Source organism: Paenibacillus sp. J22R3, assembly GCF_056269305.1.
This window is the reverse complement of the sequence record NZ_JBWDNS010000005.1, coordinates 507,643-523,710: the sequence shown is the minus strand read 5'-3', so window position 1 is coordinate 523,710 and position 16,068 is coordinate 507,643. Positions and strand designations below refer to the sequence as shown.

14 protein-coding genes are annotated in these 16,068 nt (G+C 51.3%); 10 read left to right on the top strand and 4 right to left on the bottom strand.

Going from position 1 to position 16,068, the window contains the following annotated elements:
• The first annotated feature begins 55 nt into the window (after positions 1 to 55).
• The 7 genes from AC0YN4_RS23505 (at position 56) to AC0YN4_RS23475 (ending at position 8,824) form a co-directional block, all read left to right on the top strand.
• Positions 56 to 283, top strand: a complete 228-nt coding sequence (locus tag AC0YN4_RS23505) for a helix-turn-helix domain-containing protein (protein WP_090982761.1) — start codon at positions 56 to 58, stop codon at positions 281 to 283.
• A gap of 182 nt (positions 284 to 465) precedes the next feature.
• Complete coding sequence (locus AC0YN4_RS23500; RefSeq protein WP_475782901.1) at positions 466 to 702, top strand: cold-shock protein; 237 nt, start codon at positions 466 to 468, stop codon at positions 700 to 702.
• Between the two features lie 153 nt (positions 703 to 855).
• Positions 856 to 2,859, top strand: a complete 2,004-nt coding sequence (locus AC0YN4_RS23495; RefSeq protein WP_475836919.1) for a glutaminase family protein — start codon at positions 856 to 858, stop codon at positions 2,857 to 2,859.
• A 110-nt stretch (positions 2,860 to 2,969) separates the two neighbouring features.
• Positions 2,970 to 3,815 carry an SDR family oxidoreductase gene (locus tag AC0YN4_RS23490; protein ID WP_475836918.1) on the top strand — a complete coding sequence of 282 codons (846 nt, stop codon included), beginning with the start codon at positions 2,970 to 2,972 and terminating at the stop codon, positions 3,813 to 3,815.
• A gap of 146 nt (positions 3,816 to 3,961) precedes the next feature.
• Complete coding sequence (locus tag AC0YN4_RS23485; protein ID WP_475836917.1) at positions 3,962 to 5,719, top strand: methyl-accepting chemotaxis protein; 1,758 nt, start codon at positions 3,962 to 3,964, stop codon at positions 5,717 to 5,719.
• 249 nt (positions 5,720 to 5,968) lie between these two features.
• Positions 5,969 to 7,063, top strand: a complete 1,095-nt coding sequence (locus tag AC0YN4_RS23480; protein WP_475836941.1) for an S-layer homology domain-containing protein — start codon at positions 5,969 to 5,971, stop codon at positions 7,061 to 7,063.
• A 63-nt stretch (positions 7,064 to 7,126) separates the two neighbouring features.
• Positions 7,127 to 8,824: an S-layer homology domain-containing protein gene (locus AC0YN4_RS23475; RefSeq protein ID WP_475836916.1), complete on the top strand. Its 1,698-nt coding sequence runs from the start codon at positions 7,127 to 7,129 to the stop codon at positions 8,822 to 8,824.
• A 42-nt stretch (positions 8,825 to 8,866) separates the two neighbouring features.
• On the opposite strand, the gene AC0YN4_RS23470 is transcribed toward AC0YN4_RS23475, so the two are convergent.
• Positions 8,867 to 9,481 (bottom strand): TetR/AcrR family transcriptional regulator, encoded by a 615-nt coding sequence (locus AC0YN4_RS23470; RefSeq protein WP_475782895.1) that lies wholly within the window; start codon positions 9,479 to 9,481, stop codon positions 8,867 to 8,869.
• 180 nt (positions 9,482 to 9,661) lie between these two features.
• Between AC0YN4_RS23470 and kynU the strand changes: the two genes are divergently transcribed.
• Genes kynU through kynB form a run of 3 tightly spaced genes read left to right on the top strand, consistent with a single transcriptional unit; the run spans position 9,662 to position 12,499 of the window.
• On the top strand, positions 9,662 to 10,948 hold the full coding sequence (gene kynU / locus AC0YN4_RS23465; protein WP_475782894.1) for a kynureninase: 1,287 nt from the start codon (positions 9,662 to 9,664) through the stop codon (positions 10,946 to 10,948).
• 26 nt (positions 10,949 to 10,974) lie between these two features.
• Positions 10,975 to 11,826 (top strand): tryptophan 2,3-dioxygenase, encoded by an 852-nt coding sequence (gene kynA, locus AC0YN4_RS23460; protein ID WP_475782893.1) that lies wholly within the window; start codon positions 10,975 to 10,977, stop codon positions 11,824 to 11,826.
• A 52-nt stretch (positions 11,827 to 11,878) separates the two neighbouring features.
• Positions 11,879 to 12,499 carry an arylformamidase gene (gene kynB / locus AC0YN4_RS23455; protein WP_475836915.1) on the top strand — a complete coding sequence of 207 codons (621 nt, stop codon included), beginning with the start codon at positions 11,879 to 11,881 and terminating at the stop codon, positions 12,497 to 12,499.
• An 82-nt stretch (positions 12,500 to 12,581) separates the two neighbouring features.
• Here the strand turns inward: kynB and AC0YN4_RS23450 are convergent, their stop codons facing one another.
• The 3 genes from AC0YN4_RS23450 to AC0YN4_RS23440 form a co-directional block, all read right to left on the bottom strand.
• Positions 12,582 to 13,619, bottom strand: a complete 1,038-nt coding sequence (locus AC0YN4_RS23450; RefSeq protein WP_475782891.1) for a CapA family protein — start codon at positions 13,617 to 13,619, stop codon at positions 12,582 to 12,584.
• A 296-nt stretch (positions 13,620 to 13,915) separates the two neighbouring features.
• A complete protein-coding gene (locus AC0YN4_RS23445) occupies positions 13,916 to 14,908 on the bottom strand; it encodes a Gfo/Idh/MocA family protein (RefSeq protein ID WP_475782890.1) in 993 nt (330 codons plus the stop codon).
• 1 nt (position 14,909) lies between these two features.
• Entirely contained in the window at positions 14,910 to 15,911 is a 1,002-nt protein-coding gene (locus AC0YN4_RS23440) for a Gfo/Idh/MocA family protein (RefSeq protein WP_475782889.1), read from the bottom strand.
• Positions 15,912 to 16,068: the final 157 nt, after the last annotated feature.

Sequence of the window (16,068 nt, the reverse complement as noted above, 5' to 3'; positions counted from 1 at the left end):
CAATTTCATGGTATAATGAAATATTGGATCAAACAGAAACGTGAGGTTACTTACTATGCAGGAGTTTAACGACTGGAATTTGAAAGTGAAGGAAACGTTCAACGCAACGAGCAACGAAGTTGTGTTAACCGTGACGGAAGCCGGCAGTTTGCTTGGCCTCTCTAAGGATCATATGAAGGTGTACGTAGAGAAACATAAACTAACCAAGGTTCCGATCATGCGAAGCGTTCATCGCTACTTGCTCCTCAAGAGCGAAATCGATGAAATTCTCGCGCAGAAATAGGATCAACCGTTAACACTATATAGGCTCTGGGACAAGGTTTCTTTCGCTAATTAAGCGATAGTGTGGTATAGTTTGATTCACGTATTAGATATGAGACTTAATGTCACATACCGAAAAGGTGCGGTGTTGCCTGATTCGGTATGTGACTTTTTTTATGAGGTTACGAAGGGGAGGACTTGCTCATGTATTTTTCACGGAAGAGACCCATTGAAGATTTGCCGTTTGAAATGACAGCCATTTGGTCATGCACGAAGGAAGGCTGCAATGGTTGGATGAGGAACAGTTACTCGTTTGAGGAAGTTCCGACATGCGCGCAATGTAAGTCTCCAATGGCTAACAGTATGAAAGAGCTCCCCATTCTACATAACTCCAGCTCCGAACTGAAGACGGCGTTAAAGAACGTAACGCCGAAGCCATAATGAACAAAGCCGACCGCTGCTGGTCGGCTTTTTTGTTGTCATTTTTCTTTGGCCCAGTTCTCATTTACCTATATACAAAATTACGTATATATATTATGTTTTATATATACATTATAGTTTTTATATACATATCCATGGGAGGATGTTCAGATTATGAATCCAATTCGTCCAGCTGCAGTACCTTTAGTAACGGTAGATCCTTATTTCAGCGTATGGTCAACTGCTGACCGTTTAACCGATGATTTCACCCGCCATTGGACGGGACAACGACATGCCATGACAGGGCTTATTCGTATTGACGGGGTACCATATCGCTTCGCAGGCCGAGTAGAACCGAGAGCGGAGCGTTATTATTCTGAGCCGCAGGCACTTACGCAAACCAGACTCAAGGTCACGCCGCTCAGCACGATCTATACTTTTGAGGCAGCTGGTATTGAATTGACAGTTCGCTTCACGACTCCTTTGCTGCTGACGGATTTGGAGGTGCTGTCAAGACCGGCTTCTTATGTGGGATTCGAAGTGAAATCCCTGGATGGACAAGGGCATGACGTGAGTGTGTATTTCGACGTAACCGGCGAGTGGTGCGTGGATCAGACTTCCCAAGCGATCGTATCGGAGCTTACCGATAACAATGAATTGCTAGTGATGAAAATGAGCCATGAGCAGCAAGCCTATATGAATCGTTCCGGCGACGATCATCGCATCGATTGGGGCCACTTCTATTTAACCGCGCAGAAGTCGGAGCAAACGCGTGCTTATCTGCATTCGGCTAATTTGCGTAAACTCTTCGTACGTAACGAGAAACTAACGAACGAACCGGCTGCATCGCCTCAAGTGGTGGCCGAAGCGAATCCGGTTATGGCGCTCGTATATGATCTGGGTAAAGTCGGCGCATCTCCGGTTTCTGAGCTTGCGGTGCTGGCTTACGACGATGTATACGCCGTTACTTATTTCGGCGATCAGCTGCAGGCTTACTGGAAGCGAAACGGCTTAAGCGCTGACGACATGATTGCGGCGGCATTCGCTGAATATAACGAGTTAATGGAGCGCTGCGCTGCATTCGATCAGGAAATTGTGGCCGACGGAGTAAAGTCAGGCGGAGAGAAATACGGGGATCTTCTGGCGCTTTCTTACCGTCAGGCGATTGCGGCGCACAAGCTCGTGACCGATACGGATGGCGAGCTGCTGTTCCTGTCCAAAGAGTGTTACAGCAATGGCTGCATGGCAACCGTAGATGTCAGCTACCCGTCCGTTCCTTTGTTCTTACTCTACAATCCATCTTTGGTTGAGGCGATGATTCGCCCGATTATGAAGTACACCAGAAGCGATAAGTGGCCGTTCGAATTCGCGCCTCATGATATCGGGCAGTATCCGATCGGCAATGGTCAGGTATATAGCGAGAACGCCAGAGAAGGTCAAATGCCTGTTGAGGAATGCGGCAACATGCTGGTTATGGCTGCAGCTGTTTGTTTGGCCGGCGGGAATCGCGCGTATATTTTCGACCAAATGGATGTTTTCACGGAATGGACAGCGTATTTGCTGGAGCATGGTTTAGATCCGGAGAATCAGCTGTGTACGGATGATTTTGCCGGCCATTTGGCTCGTAATGCGAACTTGTCTGTCAAAGCGATCATGGGCGTCGCGAGCTTCTCGATTCTGAAGAAGCTGCAGGGCGAGGCCGATGCGGCCGCTCGCTACCGCAATGCGGCGAAGGAAATGGCTGATCAGTGGGGAGTGCTTGCTGATGACGGTGATCATACGAAGCTTGCTTTTGGCCAAGAGGGCAGCTGGAGCTTGAAATACAATTTGATCTGGGATCAATTGTTCGGCACGGAGCTGTTTGATAAAGCCATGATCCAGAAGGAAGTGGCTTGGTACTCGAAACAAAGCAACAAGTACGGTACGCCGCTAGACAGCCGGGCAACCTACACCAAATCCGATTGGCTGGTATGGTCAGCTGCATTGGCTGAAGAACAAGAAACGTTCACCGCATTGGTCGAACCGATCTGGCAGATGCTCAATGACACGGCGGACCGCGTAATGTTCTCCGATTGGACGGACACGTTGTCGGCAAGAGCACTTAACTTCCAACATCGCAGCGTAGTAGGGGGTATCTTCATGAAGGTGCTGAAAGACAAAGGAATTATGAAAGCGTAGTGCGGCTGAATAGGTAACGATAAGGGAATATTGGATGAGGGGGCCAAGGTGGCTCCCTCTATCCATTTTACTAAACAGCAATCGGATAACTTAGGGGTGAAACCATAACGATGAGCAAAACCATACTAATAACCGGCGCGTCGGCAGGCATTGGGCTCGCAACCGCGCTTAAGTTTGCACAAAACGGCTGGATTGTATATGCCGGCACGAGGCAGCTGGAGCGGGATCAGGAACAGTATGCACGGTATGACAATCTCCATTACCGCGAAATGGAGGTAACGGATCCGGATACGATTCGTACCGTAATCGATGAGATCAAACGGGAGCAGAAGCAGCTTGATGTACTGTTCTGCAATGCGGGTATCGGCTATCTGCGCGCGCTGGGACAAGCGCCAATGCAGGAAATCGAGCATATCTTCGGCACGAACGTGTATGGCGTCATGCATACGATTCAAGCAGCGCTGCCTATGATGCAGAAGGCCGGTCATGGCCATATTATTGCAACGTCCAGCGTAGGCGGCTTGGTCGGTCAGCCGATGAATGAAATCTACTGTGCAAGCAAGTTTGCGGTAGAGGGCTTGATTGAGAGTTTGGCTACCTACTACAAGCCATTCTTCAATATTGATGTGACACTGCTGGAACCGGGCGCAATCGCGACGAATTTCACCCAATCTGTGCTGGGGCATGTCGCAAGTACAGGCGGTATTCTGGAGGACGAGTATAAGCCGATCATTGATCAGTATACGAAGTCGTTCTTAAGCCGTAACGCGGAGCCTCAGTCCGCAGACGCGGTTGCGGAAGTGATGTGGGAGCTGGTGGCGATGGAAGAGAAGCCGCTGCGCATCCGTACCTCTGAGCGGGCGGAGCAGTTTGCTCACCATAAGACACAGAACGATCCTACCGGACTGGACGGCGTGCGCGGTATACGCAAGCTGCAGCTCGGGATCGAAGATTAAGGCGGGAAGCCTAATCGTGAGGATGAACGACCTTTTGGGGTCGTTTTTTGTTGTTTCATGGGATATTTTGGGGAGTTTTGGCGAGAAAATTATGGTAGACTAGTGTGGAAGCCATTACATAGGTCTGCAGGAGGAGTAAACGTATCATGTTCTTAAGCATTAGAAGCCGGCTGGCGGTGAAGTTATCTGTTCTTATTTTGGCTACTCTCGTCATCCTGTCTACCACTTTGATTTACTTGCAAGTCCAGAACACGAGGAAAGCAAGCGAAGAAGCGATCGGCAGCTTTGGCATGCATACAGCTGAGGCCTATGCGGGACAATTCGATGTCAAGCAATACGAGACGTATGCGCAGGATGCTAAGGAGAATGATCTCTATTGGCAAATTCGGGATGCCATGAATGATTATCGTCAGCGGATCGGCGCTTTGTACGTATATACGATTCAAATCAATGACCAAGGGGAACCGATTATTCTAATCGATGGTCAGCCTAAAGCGGATGAGGATGCTTCACCGATTGGTGAAGTGACTGATATGCCGAAGGATGCCATAGCGTTGGTGTTAGAAGGAAAATCAGCCAAATCCGGCATTATTCATAATCCCGAATATGGGACTTATATTTCATCTTACGCGCCGCTTCGCAATGAATCGGGTACGATCATTGGCGCTATTGGTATTGATACGGATATCTCGGTATCGACAACCATCTATAAGGAAGTTTTGAAATCGAGTACGCCGTTATTTGTCATCATGGGTATTGTAATCTTGCTTGTGTTTATCTTCATTACCGTGTTCCTGTCCCGTGCATTAAGGCCTTTAAGGATTGTCGTAAAAGGGGCAGAAGCGATGGCCGAAGGAGACTTCTCTGCTGCGAAGGGACATCTTGGCACCATGCGAGTAAGCTCGCCCGATGAGATCGGCCAAGCTTTCACGGCGATGAACAAAATGAGCGACAGACTTGGCGTTACGCTAGGCAATGTAGTTCGGGATATGCAGGTAACGACGCAGGATCTCATTCATTCCACTGATCAGTTTGGCTCGGAGGCGGGGCAGCTGGTCGACTTGAACGAGAAGCTCGAGCTATCCATCTCGCAATTGGCGGATGGCGCGCAGCATCAGCGTATCGGAGCAGAAGAAAGCGCCAAATCGATGGAGGAAATTACGTACGCGATTCAGCGCGTATCCGAGGCGTCATCTCAAGTGTCGAGCGCCTCTGTAGAAGCGCTTGATTCCGCGGAACAGGGCCGTAATTCCATTCACCAACTAAGAACGCAAGTGGTCTCCATCTCCGATGTAGCAAGGCAGACGAACGAATCCGTCTTAGCTCTGAATGCATTCATGCAAGAGATGGAGCCGGTGCTTGCTTCCATCTCGAGTGTTGCGGATCAAACGAAGCTATTGGCACTGAATGCTTCCATTGAGGCGGCAAGAGCCGGAGAGCATGGCTCGGGTTTTGCCATTGTAGCCGGTGAGGTGCGTAAGCTGGCTGAAGCTTCTTCTGTGTCTGCTAATCACATCACTTCGCTTCTTGGGCAGATTGCGCAGGAGTCCGCTCATATCGGCAAGCGAATGTTGGAAGGCAGCGCAGAGATGAACCGGAGCACGGAGCTGTCCGGTTATGTGGAAATGATGTTTGATCAGACGGTTGATCGATTCCATCTGGTGAACAGTCAGATTCAGGAGATCTCCGCGGCGGCTGAGGAAGTGCTGGCAGGCTCAGAAGAGGTTGCGGCATCGGTAGAGCAAATTTCGCAAATCTCGAGTACAGCTGCAGACAACACCGCATTGATTCAGAGAATGTCAGCCGATCAACTGGCAGCGACCAAGCGAATTGCCGTTACAACGGAGCAGCTGAAGCTGCGAAGCTCGGGTCTGGAAGAAGCGATTGAGAAGTTTAAACTATAAGCAGTGAAGGCCACATCCGGGTGCGGATGTGGCCTTCTTGTGTTCTGTCGAACGTTGCAGGTTAACTAGGCAATTTATCCTATTATTTCCTACTCTTACATGGTGATTTATGGTATAAAACTAATAGATAGATTTGCCAAGATGAGAGGGGCATCCGCCAACATGGAAGGGTTTATTAGAAAGAATCGCGCACGGCATTTATCATTGAAAGCTGTGCTATGTTTTGCATTAATTGTTGTTTTGGCAACAGTGAGTCTCAGGAACTATTCCTATGCAGAGGAAACGACAGCTGCCAGCAGTGCAGTCGAGCTAACAGCCGGTCTGAAGCATATCCCGGGTGTGAAGAGCTTCAAAACCGTCATCAACCGGACAGAGCTGCCTGAACAAGCGCAATTATTTACGCATATTACCGTTCAATCCTCCAATGCTCCATTTGCTGTTAATGAAATCGGCGTTGCAGCCTATGTGGGCCTGCCTGAGCCGTATTCGGCAAGCGGTTATAACAGCGGCCTTCCAAGCGGCGGAACCTATTACGCGCTGACGATTCTCTATGATGATAACCGCAACCCGCTTGCATACAACGAGACGACAGTTAAGGTCCTTAATGAAGAGCAGACACAACCGGCACAGCCAAGCCAGCCATCCAATCCGAATAACTATGGCAATGACATCGACCCGAACTACAACAGTGTCGGCGAATCCCAGTTCTCGGATATTACGAATCAATATTGGGCTTTCAGCGCCATTCAAGACCTGAATACAAGAAACGTCATCAGCGGCTATCCGGATGGCAAGTTTAGACCGGATAAAGTCGTTACGCGTGCTGAGTTTGCGAAAATCATGGTGCTGGCAGCGGGGCTTACCCCTGCGAAAGTAGCCAAAACAAGCTTCTCCGATATTAAAGCAACGGATTGGGAAGCTCCTTTCGTAGAGGCTGCCAAATCGTACTTGAGCGGATATAAGCTTTCGAGCGGCAAGCTCGTATTTAAACCGGATGCACCGGCAACTCGTGAGGATGTTGCAGTAGCGATCGTGAAGCTCAAAGGCTACAACAAGACGAAGCTGCCTGACCGCACGATTATTCAAGCGATGTTTAAGGATTGCAATTCGATTTCCTCGTATGCGAAGGACTACGTGGCACTGGCGATTGAGAACAACCTCGTTTCCGGCTTCCCGGATGAGACATTCCGTGCGCAGCAGCCTGTAACGCGCGCGCAAGCAGCAGCGATGCTCTGGAGAGCGTATCAGTATGGGGATGAGAACAAGGAAGAGAATGGCGATGACGAGGAAGTCGTCGATATCGTGGATGGCGAGGAAGCAGAGATCGTTGAGTTTCCGTCTTAACACATAGTTCGGTGTCCTCCTAAGCGGGGACACCTTTCATTTCTTTATAAAGGGGCATCGATCATGAAAGGTTTATCCAAGCTGTTACTTCTTATTGTGGTTATCGCTCTGCTCATACCGGCTTATTCCGCATCGGCTGCGGAAAGTCAGCTCCGTGATGTTCATATTTACCGAGCGTTGTGGAAGGGCGATCCTCGAATTATTAAGCCCATTCAAGACGTGTCGTTCGACTTTATCGTATCCACGCGAGAGCATATTAACGGTTCAGACATGGTGTTTATTGATAAGGCAGGAACGGATTTTGTGCTTAAGGCGGAAGGCTATCCGGATGTGTATGCGCAACTCAGAGGTGGGTTTGGAGATCCGGCAGACTCGGGTTTTGAATTCCATATTAATGACTTGAGTAAAATGGTCGACGGTGTCTCTTACCAGCTCATTGCGCCATCCATCAGTACAGAGTATGTATGGCATGTAGAGGCCGGCGTTGTCGTGGTGAAAGGCGCATCGAGCGGAGCGCCGGCTGACCAGGCGCCTCCTGCTCCGGGCGGCTCGCTGGATTACGGCAATGATATCGACCCTAATTACGGTCAGCCTGCTAGCTCAACCTTCAAAGATGTCGCCAATAATTACTGGGCGCTGACTGCGATTGAGGACTTAGCGAAGCGCGGCGTGTTGGGCGGTTATCCCGATGGCAAGTTCAGACCGGAGAAAATCGTGACGAGAGCAGAGTTTGCCAAAATCATGATGCTGGCCGCCGGCATGAAAGCGAAGAAGGTGACTAAGTCCACCTTTGCCGACCTACAGCCGTCCGATTGGGAGACGCCGTTCGTTGAAGCATCGAAGCAATACTTGAACGGTTACAAGCTCTCCAGCGGGAAACTGGTGTTTAAACCGAGTTCGCCTGCACTTAGAGAGGATGTTACGACCGCGCTGGTTAAGCTGAAGGGTTATGACAAGACGCATCTGCCTGATCAAAGCATGATCCAGGCGATGTTTAAAGACTTTAACGGCATTTCCAAGTTTGCCAGAGATGCTGTGGCAATTGCGATCGAGACAGGCCTTGCATCGGGATACCCGGATGAAACCTTCCGCCCGCAGCAGCCGGTTACCCGTGCGCAGGCAGCGGCTATGCTATGGCGAGCTTATCAGTTCGGCAATGATAATAAGTCGGATGATACGGAAGATAAGGTTGAGCTCGGCGATAACGACAATGCCGGCGACAGCGAAGAAGTGCAGCAGCCGGGGAATGGAACAGGCTACTCCGTAACGGTGCAAGTGGCGGACTTGAATGGAGAAGCCGTTAATACCGGTGTATATTTGCGTGGCGAGGATCGCGATTATCCGGTCACGAACGCAGATCGAGCTGCAGGCACCTATACGTTTAAGCAAATTCCGAACGGATCCTATAAGATTATGTTTCACTACTCCGGTTATAAACTGCAAACCTCGAATAAGATCACGGTTAAAGGGTCAAATTTGAGCAAAATATCGCTTCAGTTATCCGTTCCTACTTACACCTTGAGCGGTAAGGCAGTTGATGCCGGTGGGAACCCGCTTGCTGATTTGCCCGTTAGGCTTGTAACATCCGGCAATGACGGCAGTTACTGGCCGGGGACGGACTCGGATGGAGAGTTTAAGCTGACCGATATCGCCCCGGGCAGCTACAAGCTAGTTATAGGTGAGCAAAGTCATCCTGCCGCTACATTGGACATTGTCGTGGATGGCGACCAGTCAGGCATTATTGTACAAGCAGGCAATTAACAGAAACCGGCCACTGCATTCGCTGCAGAGGCCGGTTTTATTTTAGAGATATAGTCCTGCCGTATAGAGATCGGTGATGTTGACTGCGATTTCCTCGACCGAGCTTTGGTGCTCGTCCCGAACGATTTCCCATAGGTACATTTCATTCGTATAGAACCAGCCGCGTGCGATCAGCAGGTGGTTGAGGTCGGTTCGTGCCAGTCCATGCGACTGCGAATAGGCGATGTCGCTGGATATCCGCTGAATAAACTTCTCGCGGATGCCCTTCCACTTATCGGAGATGATAGATGAGATGCCGATCGCCTGCTCGAAAACTTGCATCATATGACGCTCTGCCTCGGCCATTAAGAGAAAAGCTAAGGTTTGTTTGCGTATGGTGTGAACCGCTTCTTCCCGCGTTGCCGGCACGAAAGAAATGGCGGCAATTTCATAAAACTGCTCCATGACATTCTCCATTAATACGCTTAACAAATCTTCTTTTCCTTGAAAATGAACATAAGCTGTTCCATACCCGATTGAGGCGGCATGAATCATCTGCGAGATGGTCGCTTTATGGAACCCTTCCTCCAGAAACACCTGCTTGGCGGCAACCAATAGTTTCTGGCGAGTCAGCGCGGAGCGTAAGTGTCGTTTATCTATCGTTTTCTCTGTGGCCATCTCGTGCTCCCCCTCCGTCCATACCCTTCTAGAATATAAGAAACGGATGGAAAATGAAAGGTTCGTTCAGACGTAGGCGCAGCGTGAAGGTTGACCGATTTGAACATATTGACACGATGTCATATTGGTTGATATGATCACCTCAGCAAACGATTATTCTGTGAAAACGAGGGAGCAGCTATGGAAACCAATTCGTTTCAACCCACATTAGATTACGCTAAACAATTAGATGCAGCAGATAAACTTTCCAGGTTTCGCGAAGAGTTCTACGTGAAACCGGATTCGATTTATATGGATGGAAACTCCTTAGGGCTCCTGTCGAAGCGGGCCGAACGCACGCTTCTGGAATCGCTCGCGGACTGGAGGGAGCACGGAATTGACGGTTGGATGCAAGGCAATCACCCGTGGTTCACCTTATCGGAGAAGCTAGGTGAGATGAGCGCTGGACTCGTCGGCGCTTTCCCGGAGGAAGTGATCGTGACCGGTTCTACGACGGTAAACCTGCATCAGCTGGTCGCTACGTTCTATGAGCCGCAAGGGGAGCGCAGTAAGATTTTGGCGGATGAATTGACATTCCCCTCTGATATTTACGCGCTTCAGAGTCAGCTGCGCATTCGCGGTTATGATCCCGATACACATCTTGTACGAGTGAAAAGCCGCGATGGCCGCTTCTTGGAAGAGGAGGATATTATCGCGGCGATGACCGATGATATTGCGTTGATCGTACTGCCGACGGTACTCTACCGCAGTGGGCAGATCCTAGATATGAAGCGTTTGACGGAGGAGGCCCATAAGCGCGGCATTCTCATTGGTTTTGATGGTTGTCATTCTGTCGGAGCGATCCCGCATTCGTTTAGCGAGTGGGAGGTTGATTTTGCTTATTGGTGCAATTATAAGCATCTTGGCGGCGGGCCGGGCAGCGTCGGCGGGCTCTACGTAAACCGGAAGCATTTCGGCAAGAACCCCGGCTTGGCAGGCTGGTTCGGCTCGCGAAAAGATAAACAATTCGATATGGAGCATACGCTAACACCTGCGGAATCGGCAGGGGCATATCAGATCGGCACGCCTCATGTGCTAAGCTTAGCTCCGTTACTTGGTGCGCTGGAGATCTTTGCGGAAGCGGGCATTGCGAATATTCGGGAGAAGTCGCTTCATATTAATCAATATTTAATCGACCTAATTGAACATGAGCTAGGCGAATTTGGATTTGAGATCGGCAGCCCGCGTGACGATGTAAGACGCGGCGGTCATGTCAGCTTGGAGCATCCGGAAGCAGCAAGGGTGTGCAAGTCTTTGAAACATAACGGCATCATTCCGGACTTCCGGGCACCTAATATTATTCGGCTTGCGCCGGTTGCCCTGTATAACTCTTATACCGAGGTATGGGAAGTCGTACAGAAGCTGAAGCGAATCATGGCAGACAAGGAATACGAGCAGTTTAAGAATGAACGCGAAGTCGTTGCCTAATGATTACTGAGAGGGGCTTTTACACAATGAACAACCATGAAGAGCAGCAAGGCAGCGGGAAGCTGGAGAAGGATATTCAAACCGATTTCTCCAAATCGATGTCCTACGGGGACTATCTTCATCTGGATAAAATTTTGGAAAGTCAGCATAGATGCTCGGACCACCACGATGAAATGCTGTTTATTATCATTCACCAAGCGAGCGAGCTGTGGATGAAGCTCATCTTGCATGAGGTGCAGGCGGCTACGCTCTCGATCCGCAATAACGATCTGGAGCCTTCCTTCAAAATGCTGGCGCGCGTGTCCCGAATTCAGCAGCAATTGATCCAATCCTGGAGCGTGCTCTCGACGCTGACACCGGCCGAATATATGGGCTTCCGCGATGCGCTTGGTTCATCCTCGGGCTTCCAATCGCATCAGAATCGGTTAATTGAATTCGCAATGGGGAATAAAAACGTGCATACCTTATCTGTGTTCAAGCATCAAACCGAGCTGTATACGCAGATGCTGCAGGCACTGAACGAGCCGGGCCTCTATGATGCAGCTATCGGAGCGCTCGCAGCGCGCGGCTTGCCGATTGATCAAGAGGCATTGGACCGGGATTGGTCGCAAAACTACCAGCCGAATGCCAGTGTGGAAGAAGCATGGCTCACCGTTTACCGCGATGTCGATCAATATTGGGATCTCTATGAGCTGGCAGAGAAGCTCGTGGATATCGGCAGCCAGCAGCAGTTCTGGCGCTTTAACCATATGACGACTGTGGAACGGATTATCGGCAATAAGATGGGAACCGGCGGTTCGTCGGGGGTTAATTACTTGAAGAGAGCGCTGGATCAGCAGTTCTTCCCTGAACTGTGGAGCATGCGCACTAAGCTGTAAGCATCGAACGCCGGTGATGGGTGGGATACGCAGGAAGGGGATAGACGAAGGCATGAGCACCTGGATAGATATTTCGCAGCCGCTCGATGAGAAGGTCGCCACTTGGCCGGGGGACACCCCCTTCTCCTACAAGGTGAGCTGGAGCAAAGAAGAGAGCGGCTCTGTGAATGTGGGCCAGATCGTTATGAGTATTCATACGGGGACGCATATTGATGCCCCGTTTCATTTTGACAATGAGGGTAAACGGGTCCGTGATCTTGACCTTGATCTATATATTGGGCAGGCGAGAGTCATTCATCTGCAAAACCCTGCATCGATTGGCGTGCATGATCTGGCCGGCGTTGAGCTCGAGGGGGTTACGAGGCTGTTGATTCGTACGGATGCGTGGCAGGATAGGCATGTGTTTCCTCAGTGGATACCGCCAATCGAACCTGAGATGGCCGCGTATCTCGCAGGTTATGGCGTGCGGCTGATCGGCTTGGATTTGCCATCTGTCGATCCGCTCGACAGCAAAGAATTACCCGCTCATCATGAGCTCGCTTGGCATGGCATTCACATTCTGGAAGGACTTGTCCTAGACCATGTTGAACCGGGGGATTATGAGCTGATCGCACTCCCGCTGCCGCTGGCCGAGGCGGATGGAAGTCCGGTTCGCGCGGTGCTTCGAAAATGATTGAAAGAAGCCGCATCCCCGAACGGGATGCGGCTTTTTGCTGTTCTCCGGGATGGTCACGGTGGGGGGAGCAGTATGGGTTTCAGGTGATGGTGCGCTTCTCGACCAACAGAGGGGACATCTTCTTCCACACCTTGCGCATTAATTGCCGGTCTGCTGCGGATTGACCGGGCTCTGGCTTCTTCAAGGTTTGGGGGATCGGGAGAACCCGATAGCTTATGCCGTTTGATGTCGTCAGTCTCGTTGTCCACGTGGGAACGTAGCCGACCTCTTTCACGCGCACCTTGCCGCTGTCGTCTTTGACAACGGTTAGTTGGGCAATGGCGCCGCAATTGGTGGCAGCGTTCTTGTAAAGGCGAGTGGAGGCGAAATTGCCAAGCGAGTAGATGGCGAAGCGGTCGTCTTTGGTATGGAAGGCCGGCTGAAGGACATGCGGGTGGTGGCCGAGTATGATGTGTGCGCCGTTAGCGAGCAGCAGCCTCACGAGTTCACGCGATTGCCGGAGCGGAACGTGACGGCATTCTTTGCCGATATGCAGGCAAACAATCACGACATCCACCTGCCCCGCGAGTCTGCGGATGTGTGCGGCTGTTTTGGCGTAGGTGCTGGGAGTAACCGTGTTTACCCGCCATGACTCTCCGGCAGGCAGGGGAATGTTGTTGGTTCCTTTGGAATAGTTGGCGATGCCGACCTTGAGGCCCTTTACTTCGACGATGATATGATTGTCGACTCCCGGATCGGAAGCATAGGTGCCCGTATGAGCCAGACCGTTATCGTTAAGTGCATGAATGGTTCGGAGCAGGCCCTTTATTCCGCGGTCCATGCAGTGGTTGTTGGCTGTCGTTAAGACGCCGAAGCCTGCGGACTTCAGGGCTGGTGCGAGCTCATCCGGACAGTTGAACATGGAGAAACCTGTGCTGGTGTTCGCTCGCGTATAGGCAGTCTCTCTGCCGGCGAGCGGCGTTTCCAGATTGCCGATGACCAGATCCGCTTGTTTGAGGTAAGGAGCAACCTTCTGGAATAGGGGTTCGAACGCATAACGGTCCCCTTGTTGCTTGGCAGACCGCAGAATCGGCCCAATCATCAAAATATCTCCGACAGCAGCGAGCTTGAATTCCATAGGAGGCTTCGCATCCTTTCCACATTGACGGCATAGGTGGTTCTCATAGTCATGGTATGTAGGCATTCGCTGTAACGAACCACACAGGCCTTATTTGGGCGATTTGAGGCGGTTTGAAAATCTAACGAACCGTACAGGCTTTATTTGGTGGAGAGGGGCAATTTCAGCTCCGTTTTCCCAAGATAAGGATGCTAAACCATCATATGCATCCCATTTGGCTTGGACTAGACCAACATCATGTCATGCCAAAAACCCGCAGCCGCGGCCGTGGGTTCTTTTCGCACTTTAAAGACTACCTAAAGCTTAACCGGCGCTTCCAATCTCGCCGATTCCAGTGCAGCAAGCGCGACTCGAGCCGATTTCAAGCCATCTTCGCCCGTGATCGGCACGGCAGAACTGCTGTGAATCGCGCTGATGAAGGCATCCACGAGACCTGCGTCCATATCGTCGCCCCAGTATAACCATTGCGCCTTCGACTCCTGATTGCTGTACAGGTCATTCTTCTGTGCAAAGGAATTGATGCTGATGACGCCATTCGTACCGATGATCTCCATCGTGACGTCGCCCCATGTCGGGAACGAACGGGAGCGGGACCAGCTTGGATCCAAGGAGGCAATCACGCCATTGCCGAAGCGGACATGCACCATACCGGCATCTTCGACCTCCAGCTCCGGATGGAACAGGGTAGCTGCTTCTGCATACACGTCGACTACGTCGGATTGTACGAACCAGTTCATCAGGTCCATAACATGCACCGTATGGTCGAGAACAGCACCGCCGCCGGATGCGGAAGGGACAACGAACCAATCGCCCGGCATCGAGCCGCGGTTCGTCCCTTTAATGGCAACGATCTCTCCAATATCGCCGCGGTCGATCGAATTCTTCGCTTCCACGACGGCTGGGATGTATCGGCAAGGGAAGGCGGTCATCAGCTGAACGCCGTTCACTGCGCAAGCTTGAATCATCAGCTCCATCTCTTCCACGGAGATGCCGAGCGGTTTCTCGCACATGACATGTTTCTTAGCCGCAGCTGCTGCGAGCGTCAGATCAGCATGCTTCGCGTTCTCCGAGCAGATAATGACGGCATCGATACCTGCGCCAAGAAGCTCCTGCAAGGATTCGTAATGGCGGAAGCCATATTGTGCTGCGATTGAATCGGCACGGTCTTGATTATCGTCCCAGAAACCGGCGATGGTCACATCGGAACGACGGAGCAGCTCGCCGGTGTAGCTGTGGGCATGACCATGGGCGAAACTAAGCAGGCCAACCGAGATAGATGTAGTCGTCATATTAGCGTGCCTCCCCAGCAGTCGATTGTAGTCGGATCAATTGGCCGGTAGCAGCCGATTCCATTGCAGCTCTTGCAACCTCGACCGCTTTCTTCGCATCTTCTGCCGTCACGATCGGCTCTGCCCCGCTGCGGATACAGTCGATAAAATGAGCCAGCTCGATGAAATACGGATCACGATAGGATGGACTTTGCGGCACCTGAACCGATTTCTCGGCAGCAGCTGCTTCCGTGCGGCGAACTTGCAGCGACTTAGAAGTGCTGCTGTCGTATTGCAGAACACCCGAAGTACCGGCGAAATCCACGGCAGTCGTGAATGCGCCCGGATATCCCCAATGGGATTCAAGATGAACGATGGTGGAATGATTGTGAAACCGCAGCGTAACGAGTGCATAATCAAGTGAAGGCTCCGTCCGGTTTAGCGCATAAACCGATTTCACATCTCCGAAGAGGGAGCGCATGTAGTCGATATCGTGAATCATCAAATCCATGATCACGCCGCCGCTGGCTTCTTTATCCGCATACCAAGGCGAGTGGTCACCCGGATGGGAGCCGATCCGCTTCGCGTTGGCGACGCCGACGGTACCAATGGCACCTGACCCAATTCGTTTACTTAGATCCACGTATTCAGGGAAGAAACGAACGACATGACCGACAAACAGACGCACGCCTTGCGCGCGACAAGCTGCAATCATCTCTTCAGCGTCCTCGGCTGTTGGTGCGATCGGTTTCTCGCAGATGACATGTTTGCCTAATGCAGCGACCTTCAGCACATATTCCTTATGGAAGGGAGTAGGCAAAGCTACCGAGACGACGTCAGCATCGACGGCATCCATCATTTCCTCGAACGAGGTATAGGAAGTCGTTCCAAGTGAAGAGGCGACGCGTTCTGCGCGCTCCCCATCAATATCACACACAGCGGCCAGCGTGACGCCGGGCATCCGGCTGAATGCAGCGGCGTGTACGTATCCCATTGTGCCGCAACCTAATACTACGACTTTCATGAACATGCGCTCCTTTGCAAAATATTGGTAGTCCGAGTTGGTTCACTGTCATTTTAGACGAAGTTCAGCCCATTGGATAGGGGGAAAGGAACCGGGACGCAGCGTTACATCGGATTACTACGCACACCTTGGATGCAAGGGAGGTGGGTGGAACCTC

Bases quoted from the DNA above. Each gene is read 5' to 3' on its own strand.
- kynB (WP_475836915.1), top strand. From the start codon at position 11,879: ATGAGCACCTGGATAGATATTTCGCAGCCGCTCGATGAGAAGGTCGCC.
- AC0YN4_RS23495 (WP_475836919.1), top strand. From the start codon at position 856: ATGAATCCAATTCGTCCAGCTGCAGTACCTTTAGTAACGGTAGATCCT.
- kynU (WP_475782894.1), top strand. From the start codon at position 9,662: ATGGAAACCAATTCGTTTCAACCCACATTAGATTACGCTAAACAATTA.
- AC0YN4_RS23470 (WP_475782895.1), bottom strand. From the start codon at position 9,481: ATGGCCACAGAGAAAACGATAGATAAACGACACTTACGCTCCGCGCTG.
- AC0YN4_RS23475 (WP_475836916.1), top strand. From the start codon at position 7,127: ATGAAAGGTTTATCCAAGCTGTTACTTCTTATTGTGGTTATCGCTCTG.
- AC0YN4_RS23440 (WP_475782889.1), bottom strand. From the start codon at position 15,911: ATGAAAGTCGTAGTATTAGGTTGCGGCACAATGGGATACGTACACGCC.
- AC0YN4_RS23505 (WP_090982761.1), top strand. From the start codon at position 56: ATGCAGGAGTTTAACGACTGGAATTTGAAAGTGAAGGAAACGTTCAAC.
- AC0YN4_RS23445 (WP_475782890.1), bottom strand. From the start codon at position 14,908: ATGACGACTACATCTATCTCGGTTGGCCTGCTTAGTTTCGCCCATGGT.
- AC0YN4_RS23450 (WP_475782891.1), bottom strand. From the start codon at position 13,619: ATGGAATTCAAGCTCGCTGCTGTCGGAGATATTTTGATGATTGGGCCG.
- AC0YN4_RS23490 (WP_475836918.1), top strand. From the start codon at position 2,970: ATGAGCAAAACCATACTAATAACCGGCGCGTCGGCAGGCATTGGGCTC.
- kynA (WP_475782893.1), top strand. From the start codon at position 10,975: ATGAACAACCATGAAGAGCAGCAAGGCAGCGGGAAGCTGGAGAAGGAT.
- AC0YN4_RS23500 (WP_475782901.1), top strand. From the start codon at position 466: ATGTATTTTTCACGGAAGAGACCCATTGAAGATTTGCCGTTTGAAATG.
- AC0YN4_RS23485 (WP_475836917.1), top strand. From the start codon at position 3,962: ATGTTCTTAAGCATTAGAAGCCGGCTGGCGGTGAAGTTATCTGTTCTT.